Origin of the sequence: Streptomyces yokosukanensis, from assembly GCF_001514035.1 — a bacterium.
GTDB classification, from domain to species: Bacteria; Actinomycetota; Actinomycetes; order Streptomycetales; family Streptomycetaceae; genus Streptomyces; species Streptomyces yokosukanensis.
In genome coordinates this window covers 564,815-586,901 of sequence record NZ_KQ948206.1, presented here as the reverse complement: position 1 = coordinate 586,901, position 22,087 = coordinate 564,815, and the positions used below count along the sequence as shown (strand labels likewise).

At 70.9% G+C, this 22,087-nt stretch carries 20 protein-coding genes and 1 tRNA gene; 14 read left to right on the top strand and 7 right to left on the bottom strand.

What is annotated here, in order from left to right; translation table 11 throughout:
• Positions 1-112 precede the first annotated feature (112 nt).
• The gene (gene wblA / locus AQI95_RS48265) at positions 113-451 is read right to left on the bottom strand and encodes a transcriptional regulator WblA (RefSeq protein ID WP_067116510.1); all 339 of its coding nucleotides are present in this window, start codon (positions 449-451) and stop codon (positions 113-115) included.
• 526 nt (positions 452-977) lie between these two features.
• On the opposite strand from wblA, the gene AQI95_RS02635 reads away from it, so the two are divergent.
• Positions 978-3,305 (top strand): transglycosylase domain-containing protein, encoded by a 2,328-nt coding sequence (locus AQI95_RS02635; protein ID WP_079070997.1) that lies wholly within the window; start codon positions 978-980, stop codon positions 3,303-3,305.
• 167 nt (positions 3,306-3,472) lie between these two features.
• On the opposite strand, the gene AQI95_RS02630 is transcribed toward AQI95_RS02635, so the two are convergent.
• Complete coding sequence (locus tag AQI95_RS02630; RefSeq protein WP_067116503.1) at positions 3,473-3,940, bottom strand: GatB/YqeY domain-containing protein; 468 nt, start codon at positions 3,938-3,940, stop codon at positions 3,473-3,475.
• Between the two features lie 97 nt (positions 3,941-4,037).
• Between AQI95_RS02630 and AQI95_RS02625 the strand changes: the two genes are divergently transcribed.
• The 9 genes from AQI95_RS02625 (at position 4,038) to AQI95_RS44370 (ending at position 11,480) form a co-directional block, all read left to right on the top strand.
• Positions 4,038-4,964, top strand: a complete 927-nt coding sequence (locus AQI95_RS02625; RefSeq protein WP_067116500.1) for a metallophosphoesterase — start codon at positions 4,038-4,040, stop codon at positions 4,962-4,964.
• Positions 4,965-5,136: 172 nt separating this feature from the next.
• Positions 5,137-5,895: a Pr6Pr family membrane protein gene (locus AQI95_RS02620; RefSeq protein WP_067116495.1), complete on the top strand. Its 759-nt coding sequence runs from the start codon at positions 5,137-5,139 to the stop codon at positions 5,893-5,895.
• 66 nt (positions 5,896-5,961) lie between these two features.
• Positions 5,962-6,035 (top strand) — tRNA-Pro (locus AQI95_RS02615).
• 88 nt (positions 6,036-6,123) lie between these two features.
• On the top strand, positions 6,124-6,456 hold the full coding sequence (locus AQI95_RS48680) for a hypothetical protein (RefSeq protein ID WP_067116492.1): 333 nt from the start codon (positions 6,124-6,126) through the stop codon (positions 6,454-6,456).
• Positions 6,457-6,516: 60 nt separating this feature from the next.
• Positions 6,517-6,780, top strand: coding sequence for a hypothetical protein (locus AQI95_RS02605; RefSeq protein WP_067116489.1), 264 nt, complete (start codon positions 6,517-6,519; stop codon positions 6,778-6,780).
• Between the two features lie 47 nt (positions 6,781-6,827).
• Positions 6,828-9,128 carry a tetratricopeptide repeat protein gene (locus tag AQI95_RS02600; RefSeq protein ID WP_079070996.1) on the top strand — a complete coding sequence of 767 codons (2,301 nt, stop codon included), beginning with the start codon at positions 6,828-6,830 and terminating at the stop codon, positions 9,126-9,128.
• Between the two features lie 18 nt (positions 9,129-9,146).
• The gene (locus tag AQI95_RS50275; RefSeq protein ID WP_425264852.1) at positions 9,147-9,356 is read left to right on the top strand and encodes a DUF397 domain-containing protein; all 210 of its coding nucleotides are present in this window, start codon (positions 9,147-9,149) and stop codon (positions 9,354-9,356) included.
• A gap of 301 nt (positions 9,357-9,657) precedes the next feature.
• Positions 9,658-10,947: a DUF2339 domain-containing protein gene (locus AQI95_RS02595; RefSeq protein WP_067116483.1), complete on the top strand. Its 1,290-nt coding sequence runs from the start codon at positions 9,658-9,660 to the stop codon at positions 10,945-10,947.
• Positions 10,948-11,060: 113 nt separating this feature from the next.
• Positions 11,061-11,480 (top strand): hypothetical protein, encoded by a 420-nt coding sequence (locus AQI95_RS44370; RefSeq protein WP_079071019.1) that lies wholly within the window; start codon positions 11,061-11,063, stop codon positions 11,478-11,480.
• Positions 11,481-11,594: 114 nt separating this feature from the next.
• Here the strand turns inward: AQI95_RS44370 and AQI95_RS02585 are convergent, their stop codons facing one another.
• Positions 11,595-12,563 carry a LysR family transcriptional regulator gene (locus AQI95_RS02585; protein ID WP_067116476.1) on the bottom strand — a complete coding sequence of 323 codons (969 nt, stop codon included), beginning with the start codon at positions 12,561-12,563 and terminating at the stop codon, positions 11,595-11,597.
• Between the two features lie 151 nt (positions 12,564-12,714).
• Between AQI95_RS02585 and AQI95_RS02580 the strand changes: the two genes are divergently transcribed.
• From AQI95_RS02580 to AQI95_RS02570, 3 genes are all read left to right on the top strand, one after another.
• Positions 12,715-13,635, top strand: a complete 921-nt coding sequence (locus AQI95_RS02580) for a zinc-binding dehydrogenase (protein WP_067117043.1) — start codon at positions 12,715-12,717, stop codon at positions 13,633-13,635.
• 63 nt (positions 13,636-13,698) lie between these two features.
• Positions 13,699-14,133, top strand: coding sequence for a nuclear transport factor 2 family protein (locus AQI95_RS02575; protein WP_067116473.1), 435 nt, complete (start codon positions 13,699-13,701; stop codon positions 14,131-14,133).
• A gap of 160 nt (positions 14,134-14,293) precedes the next feature.
• Positions 14,294-16,165 carry an alkyl/aryl-sulfatase gene (locus AQI95_RS02570; protein WP_067116470.1) on the top strand — a complete coding sequence of 624 codons (1,872 nt, stop codon included), beginning with the start codon at positions 14,294-14,296 and terminating at the stop codon, positions 16,163-16,165.
• On the opposite strand, the gene AQI95_RS02565 is transcribed toward AQI95_RS02570, so the two are convergent.
• The 4 genes from AQI95_RS02565 to AQI95_RS02550 form a co-directional block, all read right to left on the bottom strand.
• Positions 16,155-17,426, bottom strand: a complete 1,272-nt coding sequence (locus tag AQI95_RS02565) for a PucR family transcriptional regulator (protein WP_067116467.1) — start codon at positions 17,424-17,426, stop codon at positions 16,155-16,157. The genes AQI95_RS02570 and AQI95_RS02565 overlap by 11 nt on opposite strands.
• 127 nt (positions 17,427-17,553) lie before the next feature.
• Positions 17,554-19,371, bottom strand: a complete 1,818-nt coding sequence (locus AQI95_RS02560; protein WP_067116464.1) for an amino acid permease — start codon at positions 19,369-19,371, stop codon at positions 17,554-17,556.
• A gap of 155 nt (positions 19,372-19,526) precedes the next feature.
• Positions 19,527-20,861: a diaminopimelate decarboxylase gene (gene lysA / locus AQI95_RS02555; RefSeq protein WP_067116461.1), complete on the bottom strand. Its 1,335-nt coding sequence runs from the start codon at positions 20,859-20,861 to the stop codon at positions 19,527-19,529.
• 14 nt (positions 20,862-20,875) lie between these two features.
• Positions 20,876-21,214, bottom strand: a complete 339-nt coding sequence (locus AQI95_RS02550) for an SAV_915 family protein (RefSeq protein ID WP_067116458.1) — start codon at positions 21,212-21,214, stop codon at positions 20,876-20,878.
• 275 nt (positions 21,215-21,489) lie between these two features.
• Here AQI95_RS02550 and AQI95_RS02545 point away from each other — a divergent pair, with 275 nt between their 5' ends.
• Positions 21,490-22,056 (top strand): universal stress protein, encoded by a 567-nt coding sequence (locus AQI95_RS02545; RefSeq protein WP_067116455.1) that lies wholly within the window; start codon positions 21,490-21,492, stop codon positions 22,054-22,056.
• Positions 22,057-22,087 lie beyond the last annotated feature (31 nt).

Genomic DNA, 22,087 nt, shown 5'->3' with positions numbered 1-22,087 from the left:
GCACCCCGGGTCCCTGCCCGACCCTGCTCCGCGTGACCTACACCTCAAGCCGCCCATGGCGTACGCCGGGTCGGGGTGATGTGCCCCGGGGATGTGCCCAAGGGAAATGCCCTCAGCTCACCGCCGCGTAGTTCTCGTACACCTCGTCACTGTCGAGGGGCACGATGCCCGCGCCGCGCTCGTACTCCGAGCGGGCGGTCTCCAGCAGCCTGCGCCACGAGGTCACGGTGGGCCGGCGGCGCAGCAGAGCGCGGCGCTCCCGCTCCGTCATGCCTCCCCACACGCCGAACTCGACGCGATTGTCCAGCGCATCGGCCAGGCATTCCGTGCGTACCGGACATCCGGTGCACACCGCCTTGGCCCTGTTCTGCGCTGCTCCTTGAACGAACAGTTCATCCGGATCGGTAGTGCGACAGGCAGCCTGCGCACTCCAGTCGGTCACCCAGCCCATACCGGCGCCGTCCTCTCCCGAATCGAGGCTCCCCCACGGCGGCAGCGGCATATTCACCGCCGCCAGTTGAGGACGTTACGGAAGGCGGGCACAGCGCAACACCCCCTTCGGGCCCAATCTTGAATGGCCCGAACGGACTATGGGTAAGCGGCAGATCACCCGCGGGAGTGAGCTGACGACATACGCGACCACCCCGGCAAACCGGGACAGCTGTGGTGCGCCACAACGGGCGCCGGGTGACACACGAGGCGGATTCGGACACGCCCGCCTCAGGCGCTGGTCACACCCCCCGCGAAAAAAGCGGGGTACACCCGGAACGATTCGGGGTCGCCGGACGTATTGATACGTGACCGCACTGCTGTGACAGTTGAGAGCAGCTTAGGCCAAGGCCTGCGCGCGTGTCCGGCGAATGGGAAGGTAGAAGTTTCCCTTTGCTGTGCCGTGATGCGTCACGATCCGGCACCCGAACCCCCCGAGGGGGAGCCGCTCCCTCGGAACGCTCATGAGTACGGATTAGGCTGCCCCCATGCCAAAGAAGCGCTCGGGTGGTGGTCTGTCGCCAACGCAGCAGGCCGCCAAGTTCCTCGGTGTCAGTGTGCTCGCCGGAGCCGTGATGGCGGGCATCGCGCTGCCCGCGGCCGGCGCGCTGGGCCTCGCGGCCAAGGGCTCGGTCAAGGGCTTCGACGAGATCCCGGCCAATCTCAAGAGTCCCCAGCTGAGTCAGCGCACGACGATCCTGGACAACCAGGGCCAGCAGATCGCGAGCGTCTACTCCCGCGACCGTACGGTGGTGGACCTCAAGGACATCTCGCCGTACATACAGAAGGCGATCGTCGCGATCGAGGACGCGCGCTTCTACCAGCACGGCGCGATCGACCTCAAGGGCGTGCTGCGCGCCCTGAACAAGAACGCGCAGGAAGGCGGCGTCGCACAGGGCGCCTCCACCCTCACCCAGCAGTTGGTGAAGAACTACTTCATCGAGGAGGCCGGCGACGACCCGACGAAGGTCGCCGAGGCCACCCAGCAGACCCTCGGTCGCAAGATCAAGGAACTGAAGTACGCGATCCAGATCGAGGAGAAGCTCGGCAAGAAGAAGATCCTCGAGAACTACCTGAACATCACCTTCTTCGGCGAGCAGGCCTACGGCGTCGAGGCCGCCGCCCAGCGCTACTTCTCCAAGCACGCCAAGGACCTGAACCTCCAGGAATCGGCGCTGCTGGCCGGCATCGTGCAGTCCCCGAGCCGCTACGACCCGGTCAACGACGAGGCGGAGGCCACCAAGCGGCGCAACACCGTGCTGCAGCGGATGGCGGAGGTCGGCGACATCTCCCAGAAGGACGCCGACGAGGCCAAGCGGACGCCGCTCGGACTGCACCCGAGCCAGCCGAAGAACGGCTGCATCACCGCGGTCAAGGGCGCCGGCTTCTTCTGCGACTACGTACGTGACGTCGTCCTGAACGACCCGGTCTTCGGCAAGTCCAAGGAGACCCGGGCGAAGCTGTGGAACCAGGGCGGCCTGACGATCCGCACGACGCTCGACCCGCAGGCGCAGAACTCCGTGCAGGCGTCCGTCAAGGACCACGTCTACCAGTCCGACCCGGTGGCGACGGCCGCGACCATCGTCGAGCCGGGCACCGGCAAGATCCTCGCCATGGGCCAGTCCCGCCCGTACGGCTTCGGCAAGAACGAGACCCAGATCAACCTCTCCGCCAACTCGGACATGGGCGGCGGCGCGGGCTACCAGGGCGGTTCGACGTTCAAGCCGATCGTCGCGGCGGCCGCGATAGAGGGCGGCAAGCCCCCGACGCAGGAGTACCCGTCGCCGTACCAGATGACGTACCCGAGCCCGGTGCAGGCGTGTGGCGGCAAGGCCTGGCGCAACGACCCCGGCAACCCCGCCAAGCTGACGAACGAGAACGAGTCCGAGCACGGCCCGTACGGCATGAAGGAAGCGACCGCCAAGTCGGTCAACACCTACTACGTGCAGCTGATCAGCGACATCGGCATCTGCCCCGTCACCCGGATGGCGAAGAAGATGGGCGTGGAGCGCGCGGACGGCCGGGTGATGGACCAGGCCCCCTCGATCGCGCTCGGCACCCAGGAGGTGTCGCCGCTGACGATGGCGAACGCGTACGCCACCTTCGCCTCGCGCGGCATGTACTGCACCCCGGTCGCCATAGAGTCGATCACCCAGAAGATCGGCAGCGAGGAGAAGCCGCTGCCCGTGCCCAAGTCGACCTGCACACGCGCGATGTCGCAGAAGACCGCGGACACCGTCAGCACGCTCCTGAAGGGTGTGGTCGAGGACGGTACGGGTCAGGAGGCCGGTCTCGGCGACCGCCCGAGCGCGGGCAAGACGGGTACGACGGACGAGCGTTACGCGGCCTGGTTCGTCGGCTACACCCCGAACATGGCGGGCGCGGTCTGGGTCGGCGACCCGGCGCACAAGCGCCAGATGACCAACATCACCATCGGCGGCGTACCGCACGCGAAGGTGTTCGGCGGCGAGGTGCCCGGCCCGATCTGGCGCGACATGATGACCGGCGCGCTGCAGGGCAAGCCGGCTCCGGACTTCCATCTGATCGACATCCCCGACGACAACCACAAGGGCGACAAGGGGGACGGCCGGGGAAAAGGACGAGGGGGGAGGGACGGGGGCAAGAACGGGGACAGCAACGGCGGGATCGGGGGACTGATCGGCGGCCTGACGGCCGGGGGAACGTCCAACGGCGGCACGGGTGACACGACCGGCGGCACCGTCCCGACGCCGACCTTCTCCCTCCCCGGCAACTTCATCCAGGGCCAGGGCAACGGCGGAGACAACGGGACCGGCAACGGAGGCTGGCCGGGATGATCCCGGTCGTACGAGTACGGCGGCGGGGCCGCACCCTGAAGTCGGGGTGCGGCCCCGCCGCCGTATGCAGCCGCATGCAGCCGCATGCAGCCGCATGTAGGGCATGTAGGGCAGGTGGGGCCGACTCGGCTCTGAGGAGAGCCGGCGACTCGGCGCCGGGGAGCGGCTCAGCCCTGCAGCAGCTTCTTCACCGAGGCGGCGACCCGGCCGCCCTCGGCCTGACCGGCCACCTTCGGGTTCACGATCTTCATGACGGCGCCCATGGCACTCGGCCCCTCGGCGCCGGCCGCCTTCGCCTCCGCCACGGCCTGGGCGACGATCGCGTCCAGCTCGTCGTCGGACAGCTGCTTGGGCAGGTACTCGGCGAGCACCTCGCCCTCCGCCTTCTCCCGCTCTGCCGACTCGGCACGACCGCCCTGCTCGAAGGCGTCGGCCGCCTCACGGCGCTTCTTCGCCTCGCGGGTGATCACCTTGAGAATCTCGTCGTCGGACAGCTCGCGCTTCTCCTTGCCCGCGACCTCCTCCTTGGTGATCGCGGCGAGCGTCATCCGGAGCGTCGCGGAGCGCAGCTCGTCGCGCCCCTTGATCGCGGCGTTGAGGTCGTCGTGCAGCTTCGACTTGAGCGTGGTGGTCATGCGATCGATTGTCGCAGGTGCACCACGGCGAACGCCCGCTGATTTCAGGGAGGGCGGCCGGTCCCGTCGTACGGCCGGGGTCTGACACGATGGACGTATGCGCGCGCGATACGGAGTACCCCTGGGAATCATGGCGGCAGGCGCCGCCGGTCTGGCGTACGCGGCGGGTTTCGAGGCCCGCTCCTTCCGCCTCCGACGAGTGACGGTCCCGGTCCTCCCGCCGGGCATGCGCCCGCTGCGCCTGCTTCAGGTCTCCGACATCCACATGGTCAGCGGCCAGCACAAGAAGCAGCGGTGGCTGCAGTCACTGGCGGGCCTGCGCCCCGACTTCGTGATCAACACGGGGGACAACCTGTCCGACCCGCAGGGCGTCCCGGAGGTCCTGGACGCGCTGGGTCCGCTGATGGAGTTCCCGGGAGCGTACGTCTTCGGTTCCAACGACTACTACGGCCCCAAACTCCGCAACCCCGCCCGGTACTTGCTGGAGAGGACGAGCGGCCGACACGGTCTGAACGGCAACCCGCCGGCCGTGGGCGCCCTCCACAACCCGTGGGAGGACCTGCGCGACGGCTTCGACACGGCGGGCTGGCTGAACCTCACGAACACCCGGGGCGTCCTGAAGGTCGAGGGCGTCTCGATCGAGCTGACCGGCCTCGACGACCCCCACATCAAGCGCGACCGCTACGCCCAGGTCGCGGGCGGCCCCTCGGGGACGTCCGACTTCTCCTTCGGTGTGGTCCACGCCCCGTACCTGCGCACCCTGGACGCCTTCACCGCGGACGGCTACCCCCTGATCCTGGCCGGCCACACCCACGGCGGCCAGCTGTGCATCCCCTTCTACGGCGCCCTGGTCACCAACTGCGACCTGGACACCGACCGGGTCAAGGGCCTGTCCACGCACACGGCGGACGGCCACACCTCCTACCTCCACGTCTCGGCAGGCTGCGGCACCAACCGCTACACCCCGGTGCGCTTCGCCTGCCCACCGGAGGCGACGCTGCTGACGCTGGTGGGGCGGGAGTAAGCGCTGGTGGGGCAGGGGCTAGGGCTTGATGGGGCGAGAGCAAAGGCCGGCGGGGCGGCAGTGACCGGGGGCTGGGGGCTGGGGGCGCTGAGCAGCGAGGATGCCCACCGCCCGTAACCCACCTGGACTAAGCCACATGGCCGAACCCCTCCCCCGCTCCTAGCGTGAGGGCATGACCGCCCCTATACCCAGGGACATCCCGGATCTGCCCGCGATCCCGGGACCGCCCCTGCTGCTGCCGGCCCCGGTGCCCGCCACGGCGGTGGTGGCGCCGGTCCGCCGCCCCACGGTCGCGCTGTTCCGCTTTCTGATCGCCGTGGTGGCGGCCATGGGCGTAACCCTGGAACTGATACTGGGCGCCCCGGCCCGCGCGCTGAGCTACTTCAGCGTCCAGGCGAACATCCTGCTGGCCGTCGTCATGTTCCTGTCGGCATGGAGGGCGCGGCGGGCCCGCCGCGCCCTGTCGTCCGCCGTGACAGGCGCCACACTTCTCTACGTCGTGATCACAGCGCTCGTCTACCACCTGCTCCTGGCGCACACGACGCCACCGTTCTCCATGACCGGCGCGGCGACGGCCCCGGCACGATGGCACGGCCAGTGGGCGGCCCTGCAGATCCTGCACACGATCACGCCGGTGGCGGCCGTGCTGGACTGGCTGCTGCTCACGCCGGCGGCCCGTCTGCACCTGCGCCAGGCGGCCGCCTGGCTCCTCTACCCCCTGGTCTACCTGGGCTTCTCCCTGGCCCGAGCCGCCCTCCTCGCGCCCTCGAACCCGTCCCGCTACCTCTATCCCTTCCTGGACGTGGCCGCCCACGGATACCGCAGCACCCTGGCCAACGCCCTGCTGCTGGGCCTCGCGATCTACGCCCTGGCCGTCCTCCTGGTGGCCCTCGACCACACCCGCCCCACACCGGTTCGCCACCGCGGCTAAACCGGATTTCGTCTACAGCCACCAGTGGGCTAAAGTAAACGTCGTCGCCGCGAGAAGCAGCGACATCGGGGTGTAGCGCAGCTTGGCAGCGCGCTTCGTTCGGGACGAAGAGGTCGTGGGTTCAAATCCCGCCACCCCGACAGTCGTAACACCAGGTCAGGCCTGGTACTGAGAGATCAGTACCAGGCCTGATTTGCGTTGCGGCCCTGTTTTGGTAGCCAACTGGGTGTGATCTTCAGGATCCGGTTCCCGGGCCGCTCGCCAGGAGTACAGCTCGACGCAGTCACCGCGGACCGCAGCGCCTTCGAGATCTCCGAGGAGGTCATGCCGAGAGTGCTCGCGCTGCTACGCCTCCTCGCCGAGCGGGCTCTCACGCGGTACGGCGAGATCGCGGTGTCCAAGAAGCACAAGCAGCCGAGGCCGCTGCTCACCGTCCACGGCTGGACATACGAGATCGGGATCGGCCGCCCGCCATTGCTCGTGCAGCAACCGGACGGCGGTCAGGTCAACTCGCGGGTGCACCAGCAAAGATGGGCGGTCAAGTCATACGATTCGAGGTGAGCGCACGGATGTTCAACCGTGCGCCGGATACAGAAGTGACCGTCGCGATCGGGGGAGCGAATGGATCCGCAGCTGATGCAGCTCGCGCAGACCGCCGGCGCCACGGTGGTCGCGTTGTCCGACGAATGGCACGGGCGCCTCATGGCGCTCCTGGCAAGCGACCCCGGAACAGCACCACATCTGGAGCGAGTAGTGCATGAGGCACGTGAGCTGCGTCCTTCCGGCGGGCAGTCGTTGATCGGCTCGGTGTACATCTCGGCCCACACCACTGGGAATTCCCCTGCCCACCAGGCCGGGCACGACCGGCACATCACCGAGCGGTGAGCCAGCCACCGTATGGGCCCGGGGCGTCCGCATCGGGGCGGAGCCGGGTGTTCCAGGCCCAACACGACCAGCACATCGAGGAGCACCATCACCACTATCCGGCCGCGCCCACTCATGGTTGGCTAGGGCCGGTCCCGCACTCCGTCCGGGTGCCGTTGGCGGCCGAGTTGGTCTCCGCCCTGCGCGACCGGTCCGAGCTGCGCGACATCCTGTTCCGTGCCATCTCGGATGGGCCGGGCGGACTGGTGCATGTGTTGCAGGGCATGGCAGGCTGCGGCAAGACCGCGCTGGCCCGGCACGTCTTCACCGAGGCCGTCCAGGCCGGTGAGGTGATCGGGCTCTGGGTCGACGCGTCGTCGGCCTCGTCCCTCCATGCCTTCATGCTCGGCGTCGCCGCCGATCGCGGGGCGACGCCGGCCGAGCTGGAGGCTGCCCACAACCGCGTCCGGCCCGTCGCCGACCTGGTCTGGGACTACCTCGACCGCTCGCCCGAGACCTGGCTGCTGGTGTTCGACAACGCCGACGAGCCACGGCTGCTGCAGGAGGGCAACTGGTTGCGCCGCAGCCCTCGTGGCACGGTCCTGGTGACCACCCGGGACAGCAGCTCCGAGCTGTGGCAGGACAAGCTGCCCCACCAGGTGGGTGTGCTGCCTCTCGAAGCCGCGGCCCAGGTACTGCTGGACCTGGCACCCGACGCCGGCCGGCCGGAGGATTTCGAGAGGCTGGCCCAGCGCCTGGACCGGCATCCACTCGCTCTCGCCCTTGCCGGGCGACACCTCCGCCGTCAGCTCCTGGAACGATGGACCGTGAGCGACTACCTCGACCGGCTTCCTGACGACCCCAGCGAACTACTCGACAAGGCGGCCCAGCCGACCGAGGACCACACCCGTATCCGGTTCAGCACCACCTGGCAGCTGTCACTGGACGTCCTGGCCCGGCAGGACCTACCGGACGCGCTCACCATGCTGCGGCTGCTGGCCTGCTTCGCGCCCATGCCGGCACCGCTTCCGCTGACGCTGCTCGCCCCGGCCGCCCTGGACTCCACGGCTTTGTCCCGTCTCGATCCCCCACTCACCGGGGAACGCGCAGACGCAGTCCTCCAGGGCCTGATCTCCACATCCCTGGTCAGCCTCATCGACGTACCAGGCGATCGGGGCCACCGCCCTGTCCTCAGCCTTCAGACCCACGGACTGCTGCTGGACACCGTCTCAGGACAGATTCCCTCGGGCACTCTCGGTGATCTCCTGCTCTGCGCGATCGCGCTGCTCGACGGTGCTCTCTCGGACCGACCCGACAGCCAGGACCTGCGCTTGATCGCCCCGCACGCGCTCGCCGTACTGCGCCGGTCCCGAGCCGAGACCGCGGGCACGCACACCTCACGGGCAGCCTTGGAACTCGTACGTCGCCTGCGCGATCTGCACTACGAACGAGGAGAGTTCACCCCGGCCCTCGAACTGGCCACGCATGCCGCGGACTTCTCGGCCACGATGTTCAACTCGAACAGCACCGAGGCCGTGGACGACCGTTATGCCTTGGGACGGACGCACACCGGCGCCGGACGCTTCGCCGAGGCCGAAGCACAGCTCCGCGCCGTCCTCACCACCCGGGAAAACGAGTTCGGCCGGGATGACCCCCGTACGCTGGACGCCGCGCACGCCCTGGGTATCGCGCTCTACGGGCTCGGGCAGTGGGCCGAGGACGAGCAGTTGCTGCGCCACGTCCTTGCCGGGCGCGAATCACTGCTGGGCCCCTATGATCCGGACACCCTCGACGTCTGCGCCGGCCTTGCCGACGCCCTCGGTGAACAAGGCCACTGGGAGGAGGCGGAAGCCCTCGCCCGGACCACCGTCGAACGCTCTGCCGCGTCGTTGGGCGAGCGCCACGCCCGCACAGTGGTGAACCGCCTCACCCATGCCTGGGCGGTGGCCGGACGCGAGGCATGGGACCGTGCGGAACCTCTGGCCCGCCGCACACTCCAGGACGCCGAACAGGTCTTCGGACCCCACCACCCGCGCACGCTCGCCGCTTGCCATCTGCTCGCCACCGTCCTGCGGCAACTGAGCCTGTGGACCGAAGCCGAGACGCTGCTGCGCGCGGTCGCTCAGGCCCGCGAGACCGTCCTCGGCTCCACCCACTCCCACACCCTCTCTTCCCTCACCGACCTGGCCGCCGTCCTCGCGGACGCGGGCAGGGCGGCGGAGGCAGAGCCGTTGGCCGTGAAAGCCCACGAGGGTTACGTCCGCACGCTCGGGCCCGAACATCCGAGGACCGAACGCTCCCGCACCGTGCTGACCACCGTAAGAGCGGCGCTTCCCGCGCCCCACACCCCGGAGAAGAACACACCGTGACGACCGGCATCGCCATACCTGCCGAAAGCCCCGTCTTCCGCTGGCACAAAAGCTCTCACAGCGGCGAGACCAACAGCTGCCTGGAACTGCGTACCCCCCCCCCAGCACGGGATGACGCGTGTACGTGATTCGAAGGATCTGGCGAAGCCGTCCCTGATCTGCACGGTGGAAGCATGGGCCACGTTCGTCGAGGCGATCCGCGCCCAGGCAATCGGGCTGCCCTCCTGACGGCCCTGCTCGTACGGCTCCACATCACTGAGAAGAAAGGGCATCGATGAGGCCGTCGGGTCCTGACTGCGTGGTGACCACTTTGGTGGAGATTCAGGGTGGTCCAGCCAAATGGGAGAAGGTCGAACAGTACCTCCGCGAAGTCGCATGGCCCTGCCGGACGCCGTCACCGAAGGTGCGCCGAACGGCTCGGCGAGCTTTTTCCTCTGATCCCGCCGGCTCACGCTTCCTCTGGATCGAAATCCCGATCACCGGGTCACCCTGGCGCGCAGACCGGGAAGCATCATGGCACGTTGCCGCCGTGCGCAAGGCAACACAGGTCATCGTCTACGACCGTATGCTCCGGCGTGACAAGGCCGACCGGACGATCCAGCCCGAGTGGCAGCTGCACTCGACAGAAGCCCGGGCATGGGCAACTCCCTCGGCCAGTGCGCCCGCCTGGTCGAAACCCATCTGGTGGCTGCGCAAGGCTCTCTACCTCGCTGCGGTGCGGATGGGATTGTTCGATGTCGGACTGAGAGTCCACGGTAGCCAGTCCGCCGCCCTGGATCTCGCACGAGGCATCACCGCACGCAATGACGTCGATGTCCGGCCGCTCGACGGCCGCGGGCGCCCTGGCACCCTGCAACACGGAGAAGACGCCCTCAACCGAGCCCTGGCGCTCTTCTTGGGGCCTATGGCCGCCGCAATCCTCTTCCTTGTGCTGTCCCGGGGCGCGAGCCCCCTCGGAGCCGTCATCTCCTGGCTCGCGGCTTTCGCATGCACAGGTGTCGCCTGGTGGACGGCGCTGACGCTGCCCTGGGCACGCACCTGGATCCGCTCCGCGCTATTCGCTCTCGCAAGCACCGTGCTGACTGTGTTCTTCGCGCTGGGCATACCGGGATTGACCAGCGGTGTGACGACCACGCAGGCAGTGGTGATGGCCGGCGTCGGCTATTACACAGTGGGTCTGGTGCTGCTCGGGCGGCGCTGGAAGTGGCAGGTGCTGGCCGCCAGTGTCCTGCCGCTGATCGCCACCGTGGTCGTGGCGGCGCTTCCCCTCACCAGCCGGTTCCTGCACGACATCTACGCGGACGAACTCTCCCTGACCTCAGCTGAAACAGGTGTCAGCGGCATCTGGCAGCTGGCCGCCGCCGTAAAACTCCTCTGGCCGTCCCTCGGAGCCGTCCTGTTCATCGCGGCCGGCTGGGGCATCCTGCGCTACTTCCACTTCATCCGTCCCCGCAGCTTCACAGCCGGCTTCGGTGCCACGGTCCTCCTGGCCGCGGCTCTGACCATGACCGTCTCCACAACGCTGAACTCACCGGCAGCAGCGGCCGACAAAGTGAAGCAGACGGCTGTCCGGAAAACTGGGACTCCTCCGTCGTACTTCGGTGTCAGCCCGGAGTGGACGTGTGTCGTTCCCACCGTGCCGACGGGCAAACTGACCGAAAAGGGCGGCACCCTGAAGGCCGGGGAGCCATATGTCTCCTTCGGCATTGCCGACGGTCAGGTGGTTCTGTGGAACAGGATCACCGCAGAGCCACTGCGCGTCGCCGCCGACCAGGTGAGACTCATCCCGCAGCGTGGCGGCGCCCTCGGCTGTGAATGAGTTTCGGCCATGCGCACGGGCACGTGGGCACCGGTACCTCAGATCACCTGCTCGGTGAACGAGTCGCCGCCTATCATCGCCGTCAAGTGTCCTGGGATGCGGGGGAATCGGTCATGGATCCGGAAGTGCTGGCGCAAACCGCGGGAGTCACCGTCGTCGCTCTGATGGCCACCGACGCATGGCAGCGGACACGCGAAGGCGTTGTAACGCTGTGGCATCGGGTACGACCGGTACAGGCTGAAGAGATCCGTACAGCGCTGGAGGAGACACGCGAAGAGATCCTCGCAGCCCGGCGCGAGGGTGACTCCGCAGGCGCTGAGGATCTGGAGCGGGACTGGCGCCGCCGGCTGAGGCGCCTTCTGGACGCCGATCCGTCCATCGCCCAGGATCTTCAGGAAGTCCTGGACCAGGCACGTGCCTCCCTTCCCGAGGGTGAACAACCACCCGTTCCCACCGTGCAGATGCATGCTCACGCCTCGGGACACGCTCGGGTCTACCAGGCCGGTCGGGACCAGCACATCGTCGAGCGATGAGGGAACATCCGGGCGCTCCTGAGGGAAGCCGTGTCCTGCGGGCTGTGGCCGACGGGCACAGCCGGGTGTACCAGGCCACCGGCGACCAGATCATCGTCGAACAAGGTCACGTGTTCACATCCCACCACCCCGACACCGCGCCGCGAGTTTCGGGTGGTCGATGTCGGGGAGCCAGTCGCGGTGCGGGTCGTACTCCAGCCAGCGCCGGGTGCGGCCGGCTTCGGTGAAGCCGTGCAGCAAGGTGTTCAGGAGGGGATGGCGGGCCGACTCCCGCCAGGTCAGCGACCACGCGTACAGCGGTGTCGGTTCGACGAGCGGGACACAGTGCAGGCCCATGTGGTCCGGCAGCGGCTCGTCGGCGGGGAAGACGGTAAAGGCCTCGGGGTCGTCGCGCAGGTGTCGGAGGAAGTGGTCCAGGCCCAGATTGGGGCCGTCGTGGCGCCGTGTGATCCGGAATTCGTCGGCGAAGCGGCCCAGGAAGTCCAGGCGGCTCAGTTCGGCCGGGCACCACAGGACGCTGTCGCGCAGGTCGGCCGGGCGCAGTGCGTCGGCGCCGGCCGACGCGTGGGACGGGCTGAGCACCACGTCGACGGGTTCCAGCCGCACCAGGCGCTGGGTGAGCCCCGCGTCCCGGCCGTCGGGCAGCGGGTGCACCCGTCCGAACCCCAGGTCCGTGTCGCCGCGCAGCAGCGCCCCCGCGACTGACGGCCAGTCACGTCCCGGGCCCGGCTCCCACCGGACGGAGCCGAGCGCCTGTACCGCGTCGGCGACCGTGCGCATCGGCGCGTACAGATGACCCCACGTGTCGATCCGTACGACGGGTCCGGCGCCCGTCACCGCCGCGACCGCCCGCTCGCCCGCGGCAAGCGCCTCGCGTGCGGCGGGCAGGAACCGCTCCCCCGCCTCGCTCAGCCGGGTGCCGCCCTGGCGCTCGAAGAGCCGCAGGCCCAGCAACTCCTCCAGTCGCGCGACGCGTTTGGACAGCGCCTGCTGACTGGTGTTCAGCTCCTCGGCGGCCCGCCCGAAGTGCAGTGTCCCGGCGGTCGCGACAAAGGCGCGGACCAGGGCGAGGTCAAGGTCCATGCCGCTGACCCTATGCGACAACCGTGCGTTGTCGGCCTGGCGGCTTGGTTGTTGGCCGGGGCGGCACGGCACGCGGTCAGATGGTCACGGAAGCCGGAGCACCGGAAACCGCACCACGGAACGGCCCGAGGCCGCCGAGGAGATGACCACGATGAAAGCCTTCGTACCGACCGGAGATCCCGCCGAGCCGGTCGTGCTCGCCGACGTCGCCGAGCCGGCGCCGCGCCCGAACGAGGCGCTCGTGAAGGTCGAGGCGTTCTCGGTCAACCGGGGCGAGACGTTCAGGCTGGAGAAGCCCGTCCCCGGCGAGCGCCCCGGCAAGGACATCGCAGGCCTGGTGGTGCAGTCGGCCCCCGACGGCAGCGGACCGTCCGGAATCACTCGGGTCGTCGGCCACCCCATGTCAGGCGGCTGGGCCGAGTACGTGGCGGTGCCGACCAGCGCGCTCGCCGAACTGCCGGACAGCGTGTCCGTGCTCCAGGGTGCGGCGCTGCCGCTGGCCGGTCTCACCGCGCTGCGGCTGCTGCGCGCCGCCGGACCGGTGCTGGGCCGGCGGGTGCTGCTGACCGGTGCCTCCGGAGGCGTGGGCCACTTCGTCACCGAACTCGCAGCCGCCGCCGGGGCCCAGGTCACCGCCGTGACCAGGGACGCCGAACGCGGCGCCCGGCTTGCCGAACTCGGCGCCGCAGAGATCGTCCACGACGTCGTCGACGCCCGGGGCCCCTTCGACATCGTGCTGGAGTCGACCGGCGGCCAGGCCCTCCCCCTCGCACTCGCGCGGCTCGCCGGGCGCGGCACGCTCATCTGGTTCGGGCAGGCCAGCCGCACACCGGCAACGCTCGACTTCTTCGACTTCTTCGCCGGGCCCGAATCGGCTGTCATCCGCCACTTCCACTACCTCGACGCCGACACGCGCCTCGACGACGACCTGGCGGCACTGGTCCGGCTGACCGCCGAAGGCCGCCTGCACCCCGAGATCGGCCGTGTCACGGACTGGGCCGACACCGCGACCGCCCTCACCGACCTGCGCGAGCGCCGCATCCGCGGCAAGGCCGTCCTCACCCTCTCCTGAACCATGCCGGAACGACCGGACACGAGAAGGTCCGGACACCACCACGACCGAAGGGGCACGACCATGAACACCAGCGACCCGAGGGCCGTCGTCATCCGCTACGTCGAGGCCGTCCGCGACGGTGACGCCGACGTCATCCGCGACAGCTTCTGCGAAGACGTGACCTGGCACTACCCGGGCGACCTGCCCATCTCCAAGGTGTGGCACGGCCGCGACGAGATCGTCGACGAGTTCCTCGGCACCATGGGAACGGTCTTCGTGCCCGGCACCGTGGAGATCGAACTGGTCAGCACGATCGCCGAGGGCGACCGCGTGGTGGCCGAATGGACCGCCAAGGCCACGACCGTGTACGGCGGCGCCTACGACAATCGCTGCCTCGGCATCTATACGGTCCGCGACGGCAAGATCGCGTCCGTCGTCGAGTACGCCGACACCCAGCACGTGGCCGCGACCCTCTTCCCGGACGTCACCGCCCAGGGTCCCGCCGGCACCGAGTGAACCGCGCCGACGGCCTCGGCGACCGACGCATCCCGTGTCCCGCGCGGCCGGGCCGGGCAGCTGAAGGGCCTTGGCCCTGGCCCTGGTTGTGACGGGTCAACGGGTGCTTTGTGACGTCTCATCGGGCGGGTTCGATCCCGGCGTGTGAGGATCGACCGTCATGACCGACAGTGAGCAGGGGCCCCTGGACGGTGGGCTCGCCTGGGACGACGGGCAGGACTTCGCCGATGCGGACCGGGGATTCCTCGGTCGGCTGGAGCCCGGTGTGGTGCGCGATGCGCGGGGCCGGGTGGTGTGGGACGCGGACGCGTACGGCTTCCTGGACGGGGAGTGTCCGCCGACCGCGCATCCGTCGCTGTGGCGGCAGAGCCGGCTCGCGGCCCGCCACGGGCTGTACGAGGTGGCGGCCGGGATCCACCAGGTGCGCGGGCTCGATCTGTCGAACATCACCTTCGTGGAGGGCGAGCGCGGTGTCGTCGTCATCGACCCGCTGATCAGCGCCGAGGTGGCCGCGGCCGCGCTCGGCCTGTACCGGGCACACCGCGGTGCGCGGCCGGTGACGGGCGTGATCTACACCCATTCCCACGTCGATCACTTCGGCGGTGTGCGTGGGGTGGTCGACCCCGGCGAGGTGGCGGACGGGCGGGTTCCGGTGCTCGCGCCGGCCGGGTTCCTGGAGCACGCGGCGAGCGAGAACGTCTTCACGGGGACGGCGATGGCCCGCCGGGCGGGCTACATGTACGGCGCCGCGCTGCCCAAGGGCCCGGCCGGGCAGATCGGCTGCGGGCTCGGGCAGACGACGTCGACCGGCAGTGTGGGACTGATCGCGCCGACGGTCGACATCACCGCCACCGGGCAGAGCGAGACCGTCGACGGCGTGCGGATCGTCTTCCAGCTCACCCCCGGCACCGAGGCGCCGGCCGAGATGAACTTCCACTTCCCGGATCTGCGGGTGCTGTGCGCCGCCGAGAACGCCTGCCACACCCTGCACAACGTGCTCACCCTGCGCGGGGCCCTCGTGCGGGACCCCAGCGCCTGGGCCGCGTATCTGACGGAGACCATCCGGCTGTTCGCCATGGACACGGACGTCGTCTTCGGCTCCCATCACTGGCCGACCTGGGGGCAGGACCGTGTCGTCCGCTTCCTGGAGGAGCAGCGCGACGCCTACGCCTATCTGCACGACCAGTCCGTCCGCATGATCAACGCCGGGTGCACCGGGGCGGAGATCGCCGAACGGCTCCGCTTCCCGCCCGCCCTCGACCGGGCCTGGCACACACGCGGCTACTACGGCACCCTCAGCCACAACGCCAAGGCGGTGTACCAGCGTTACATGGGCTGGTTCGACGGCAACCCGGCGCATCTGTGGCAGCATCCGCCCACCGAGGCCGCGAGCCGGTACGTGGCGTTCATGGGCGGGACGGACTCCGCGGTCGGCAAGGCGAAGGAGTCGTACGCGGCCGGGGACCTGCGGTGGGTCGTGGAGGTGCTGGGCCATGTGCTCTTCGCCGAACCCGGCCACGCCGAGGCGCGCGCCCTGCAGGCCGACGCGTTCGAACGGCTCGGCCAGGGGGCGGAGTGCGGTCCGTGGCGCAACTTCTATCTGATGGGCGCGGCCGAGCTGCGCGGCGGTGTCCTCGGCACGCCGACCCGTACGGCCCCGGACGTCCTGGCCGCCCTGACGGCGGAGCAGATCTTCCGGTCCATGGCCGTACGCGTCAACGGCTCGCGTGCCGCCGAGGCCGGACGGCTGCTGCTGCGCTGGGAGTTCACCGACTCCGGCGAGGTGTGGTCCCTGCTGCTGTCCAACGGCGCGCTGACCCCGATGCACGGCGACGCCCCGTGCGGCGAGCGGCCCACCGCCGTGCTGCGGCTGGCCCGCAGCACGCTCGACGCCGTGCTGGGCGGGGCCTCGACCTTCGCCGACGAGATCGCGGGTGGCGGGGTGGTCCTCGACGGCGACGCGCGGGCCCTCATCACGTTCGGCTCGCTGCTGGACGCGCCGGATCCGGACTTCGCGATCGTCACTCCGTGACCTTGGGGGCCGTCTCCGCAAGGAGCAGGGACGCCAGGGCCAGGGCGGTGTCTCGGGGGTCGGCCAGGTCGAGGCCGGTCAGGTCCTGGATGCGGGCGAGGCGGTGGTCGACGGAGTTGGGGTGCAGGCTGAGCCGGCGGGCCGTGGCCCGGCGGTCCTGGCGCTGCTCCAGATGGGTGCGCAGGGTCTCCACGAGTTCGGGCCGGCCGGCCAGGGGGGCGAGCAGGGCGGCGATGCGGTCGCTGCCCTCGCTCGGGCGGGACAGGTGGTACTCCAGCAGTACGTCGTCGAGCCGGTGCAGTCCGTGCGGACGGCCGCACGCGGCGGCGATCCGGACCACCTCCCGGGTCAGCCGCGCGGCGCGCGGGATGTCGCGGATCCCGGTCGCGGTGGCCGCCGCCGACCGGACGCCGACCCCGGCTCCCGCCGCCTCGCGCAACAACTCCAGGGCTTGGAGCGGGAGTTCGGGTGCTCCGGGCAGGACGACGGCGTGCCCGCCGTCGGCGTCGAGCAGGGCGGGGACGTCCGTGCCGAAGGCCCGGTCCAGTGCGGCCTGAACGCGCCGCACCAGCCGCCGTACGGCCACGGGCGCGCGGGACTGGCCTTCGGCGGCGGCCGAGTCGCCCGAGCCCGTGTGGTCGAAGCGCAGCCACAGCACCAGTGCCGGGCCGTCCGGCGTCGGTGCGGAGCCGTCGGTGACCGGGCGGCCGTCCAGCAGGGCCCGGGCGCGTGAGCGACGCTGCTCGTGCCGTTCCGCGGCGAGGGCGGCCTGCTCGTCGAGGTAGCTCTCGGCGACCGCGCCCACGACCCGGTCCGCCGCGGTGAACAGCGCCTCGGCCAACTCGGCCAGGGCCTCCTGCTCGCCGGGGCGGGCGGTCTCGCGCAGCGCCCGGAACAGTTCTTTCGTGCCCAGGGTGTAGGTGCGCAGCAGCAGGTGCAGCGGCATGCCCTCCTCGGCACGCTGGGTGGCGCGTTGCTGGAAGTAGTCCAGCGCGACCGGCCACGCCCGGCCACCGTTCCCGTTCCCGCCCCCGGCCCCGGTACCGCGCAGGAACAGTCGCATGCCGTGCCGGGCCGTCGCGGCGATCTCCATGTCCTTGACGTCGGCGGGCAGTTCGGCGTAGCCGCGCAGCTGCTCGAAGACGTCGCGCGCCATGCGGCGGGCCAGCTCGTTCACCCGGGGCTCGCACCGGGCGGCGAGCGCCGCCGCGGCGGCGGACAGCTCCGGCGGACGGTCGCCGGCGCGGTCTTCGTACGTCATGGATCACCTCGCCGCCGTTGGTGATCCGTCACCATAGCGGGCGCGTACGACGGTGCCGCCGAAGGCCGGCCGGGCGGGGACGCCGGTGACGGTCGCCGCACCGCCGGTACGGAAGCGGCCCTCGTGCTCACAGCCCCAGTCGGTAGGGCAGCAGGCACACCACCACGTCGGTGCGGGCCCGCAGCACCGTGGCGAGGAGCAGGCCCCGCTGGTTCTGGAGGATCTCGTAGCGGCGGTGGCGGGGCTCGACCTCGGGGATGAGGACGGCGATCTGGCGCCCGTCCCGCGCCGCGCGCTGTACGTAGTCGACGATGGGCTGGACCAGGGAGCGGCTCGGGCTGTCGATGACGTCGAGGCGTACGCCCGGGTTCCAGCGCTCCCAGGACTCCCGCAGGGCGCGGCTCTTGGCCGGGTCGGCGTGGACGGCCACCGCCACGACCTCGTCGCCGAGGGAGAGCGCGGCGCCGATGGCGTGCCGGGCGAGCTTGCTGACCTCGCCGAGGGGGACGATGACCAGGCTGGCCGTGCGCCGGTCCGGCGGGGCGGGGACGCGGCCCAGGCCGAGTTCCTCGCCGACGGCCGTGTAGTAGCGCTGGATGCGGGCGAAGAGCAGCATCAGGAGGGGAACGGCCACCACTACCACCCAGGCGCCCGCAAGGAATTTCGTGGTCAGCAGGATCACCCCGGCCAGGGTGGTGAGCAGCGCCCCGGTGCCGTTGATCAGCGCACGGCGCCGCCAGCCGGCCGGTTTGTCGCGGGCCCAGTGCAGGACCAGGCCGAGCTGGCTGAGGGTGAAGCCGATGAAGACGCCGATGGCGAACAGGGGGATCAGGCGGTGGGTGTCGGCTTCGGTCGCGAGGAGCAGGACGGCGGCCAGCAGGGCCAGGGCGAGCACGCCGTAGCGGTAGACGGGCCGTTCGGCTCGCAGCCCGAACAGGTGGGGCAGCCGGTGGTCGCGGGCGAGCAGGCTCATCAGGACGGGCAGGCCGCCGAAGCTGGTGTTCGCCGCGAGGCCGAGGACGAGCGTGACGACGAGGTTGGTGGCGTAGTAGGGCCAGCCGGTGCCGAACGCGCCGGCCGTCAGCTGGGCGAGTACGGTGACCTCGCCGCGCGGGGCCACATGGTCGCGGCGGATCAGGACCGCCAGCCCGATCAGCATCACGCCGAGGAGCGCGCCGAGCATCAGTTCGGTGCGCTGGGCGCGCCGCACGCGCGGGGCGCGGAAGGTCGGTACGGCGTTGGCGATGGCCTCCACGCCCGTCAGCGCCGAGCAGCCGGACGAGAACGCCTTCAGGAGCAGGAGCAGGCCGAGGCTCTCCTTCGGCGGGAAGGACAGCGGGGTGCCCACCACGGCCGCCGGGTGGGAGCGCAGCAGGTCGATGACGACGACGCCCAGGATCGTCATGATGAACAGCACGGTGGGCAGCATCAGCACCCGGGCGCTCTCGGCGACGCCCCGCAGGTTCACCACCGTCAGCAGGGCCAGGCCCGCCAGGCAGACCGGCAGCTTGTCGTGGGCGAGGGCGGGGAAGGCGGAGGCGAGCGCGTCGGCGCCGGCGGACAGGCTGACGGCGACGGTGAGGACGTAGTCGACGACCAGGCTGGCCGCGGCGAGCAGGCTTGCGGTCGGGCCGAGGTCCTTCTTGGCGACGGCGTATGCGCCTCCGCCGTCCGGGTGTACGGCGATGACCTGGGCGTACGACACGACCAGTGCGGCGAGCAGGAAGACGATGGCCAGGGTGACGGGCAGGGTCGCGGACAGGGCGCCGGTCCCCGCGGCCACCAGGGCGATCACGATCGCCTCGGGGCCGTACGCCACCGAGCTGAGCGCGTCCAGCGACAGTGCGGCGAGGCCCTCCAGGCTCGTCAGACGGTGCTTCTCGCCCTCGCCGGGGCGCAGCGGGACGCGTGGTCGCAGTTCGCGACGTGCCAGGCCAAACACCATCGGGACCTCGCCAGGGCCGGTCGGGCAGTCGGACCCAGTGTGCGGGGCGGGGCGGGTGCGCGCCCGTCGATGTGACCCGGGCGGGTCGGTCGGCGAGGGAGGGAAGGCCGACCCGCCCGGGAGTCGTGGGGCGGCGGCCGGGGAGCCGCCCGGGGTTACAGGCCCACGTCGCGGCTGCGGATGTCCTCCAGGGACTCGCGGCGCACCAGCAGTCGGGCGAGGCCGTCGCGCACGGCGACCACGGGCGGGCGGCCGACCAGGTTGTAACCGGAGGCCATGGACAGGTGATAGGCGCCGGCCACCGGGACGGCGAGCAGATCACCGGGGCGGGTGTCGGCGGGCAGCTCCGCGTCGGCGGCCAGGACGTCGCCCGCCTCGCAGTGCCGGCCCACCACGGTGACCCGGGCGTGCTCCGCCGTGCTGTGCCGTCCGATCAGGCGCGGTGCGTAGCGGACCCCGTACAGGGCCGGGCGCGGGTTGTCGCTCATTCCGCCGTCGACGGCCACGAAGACGTGCTCGCCGGTGTGCTTCACGGCGAGGACCCGGTACACGGCGATCCCGGCGGGGCCCGCGATCGCCCGGCCCGGCTCGATGATCAGGCGGGGCACGGGAAGCCCGGCCGTGGCACAGGCGTCGGCGAGTTCCGCGCGGACCTTGCGGGCCAGTGCCGTCAGGTCCAGGGCCTCCTCGCCGGGGCGGTAGGCGATGCCGTGGCCGCCGCCGAGGTCGAGTTCGGGCAGGACCAGGCCGTGCTGCTCGTACAGCCGGCTCATCAGCCCGACCAGCCGGCGCACCGCGACGAGATACGGCTTGACACTGGTGATCTGCGAGCCCAAGTGGCAGTGCAGGCCGGTGAGTTCGAGCTGGGGCTGGTCCAGGATGCGGGTGATGGCGTGCTGGGCGTACCCGTCGGAGATGCTCAGGCCGAACTTCTGGTCCTCGGTGCCGGTGCGGATCTTGTCGTGGCCGCCCGCGCTGATCCCGGGCACCACCCGGACCATCACCTTCTGGTGCCCGTCCGGTCCGACGGCGGCGGCCAGCCGGGCGATCTCCGCGGGGCTGTCGATGACGATGCGGCCGACGCCCAGGCGCAGCGCCGCCTCCAGGTCGCGCGGGGACTTGGCGTTGCCGTGCAGCACGATCCGCTCGGCCGGGAAGCCGGTGGTGACGGCGAGTTCCAGCTCGCCGGCGGAGCAGACGTCGAGCCCCAGCCCCTCCTCGTCCACCCAGTGCGCCATCGCCCGGCACAGGAACGCCTTGGCGGCGTACAGGACTTCGGCGTCGGGGAAGGCGTCGAGGTAGGTACGGCAGCGGTCGCGGACCTCCGCCTCGTCCAGGACGTAGACAGGGGTGCCGAAGCGGTCGGCGATCTCGGCGAGCGGAACGCCGCCCACGGCGAGGTCGCCGTGCGGCGGTTCGGCGGTCGACGCGGGCCACACCGACAGATCGGCGGCCGTGGTGGGGGCGGTGGGTTCGTGAACCGTGGTCATCTGTGCTGCCCCTCTCAGGCGATCCGCAGCGCGGGAGTCTCGGACAGGACCGGCGTGACCGGCGCGGGGACCGAAGCGGTGAACTGCGGGTCCACCGTGAGGGTGCTGACGCCGAGCGGGGCGGTCAGCTCGCGCAGGGCGGGCTCGGCGAGGCGGATCCACGCCTGGCCGGCGCCGAGGGTGGCGCGAAGCCGACGCTCGGAGGTGAACCCGACGGCCGTACGGCCGCCGAGCGGGGTGCGGAAGAGCCGGGCCGCACACCCGGAGGGCCCCGACCGGACCGGGACGTACAGGGGTCCGGCCGGGAACGGATCGGAGGGCTCGGGGTCTTCGGCGTAGCGGAGTGCTGCCATGGGGTGCCTCCCGAAGGGCAGGGCGCGTGTGATCTGGGGCCCCGGACGCGGGGAGGCGGACCGGGGCGCGGTGTCGACGTTATGCCCGGTGCCCGGGGGTCCCGGGCGGCCCCTGACGTGACGCTGACGCCGATCCGGAGGAACTTGACGGCATGCTGACGCCGCGGGTGCAAGGGCCTGGAAGCGACCGTCAGAAGGCCGTCAGGAACGGGCGTTCGGGCTGTTCGGGAGGGGCGGGGCGCGGTGTCATGGAAGGGATTTCCAAGGAGGAGCCGATGTCCGAGTACCGCCCGCTGCCGGCCGGTCGGGTCGTGGTGGGAGTGTGCGGCTCGCTGGGCGGCGCGACCGCCCTGAGCCGGGCCGCCGTCGAAGCCAGGCGCCGGGGAGCCGAGCTGTGGCCGGTGCTGGCGTGGGAGCCGCCGGAGGGGGACCTCGCCTCCCGCCGGTTCCCGGCCACGACCGCCATGGTCCCGCAGTGGGAGCAGCTGGCGCGCGAACGCCTCGCGGAGGCGCTGCGCGAGGCGTTCGGCGGCCCGGAGACCGGGCTGTCCGGGCAGGCGCTCGTCGTCCGGGGCGCGCCCGGACCGGCGCTGGTGCGCACCGCCGACCGCGCGGACGACATCCTCGTCGTCGGTGCGGGGCAGCGGGGCCGGCTGCACCGGGCCCTGTGGCCGTCGGTCAGCCGCTACTGCCTCGCCCGCGCCACGTGCCCGGTCCTTGCGGTACCCCCGTCTCCGCTGCAGGCGGAGCTGACCGCGGTGCACCGCCGCAACGCGTGGCGCCTGCGGCTGAACACCGGGCACATGGAACGGGAGTTGCACATGGTGCCGCCGGAGGCGTGAGGTCGCGGGGTGCCCGCAAGCCCCGGCGCGG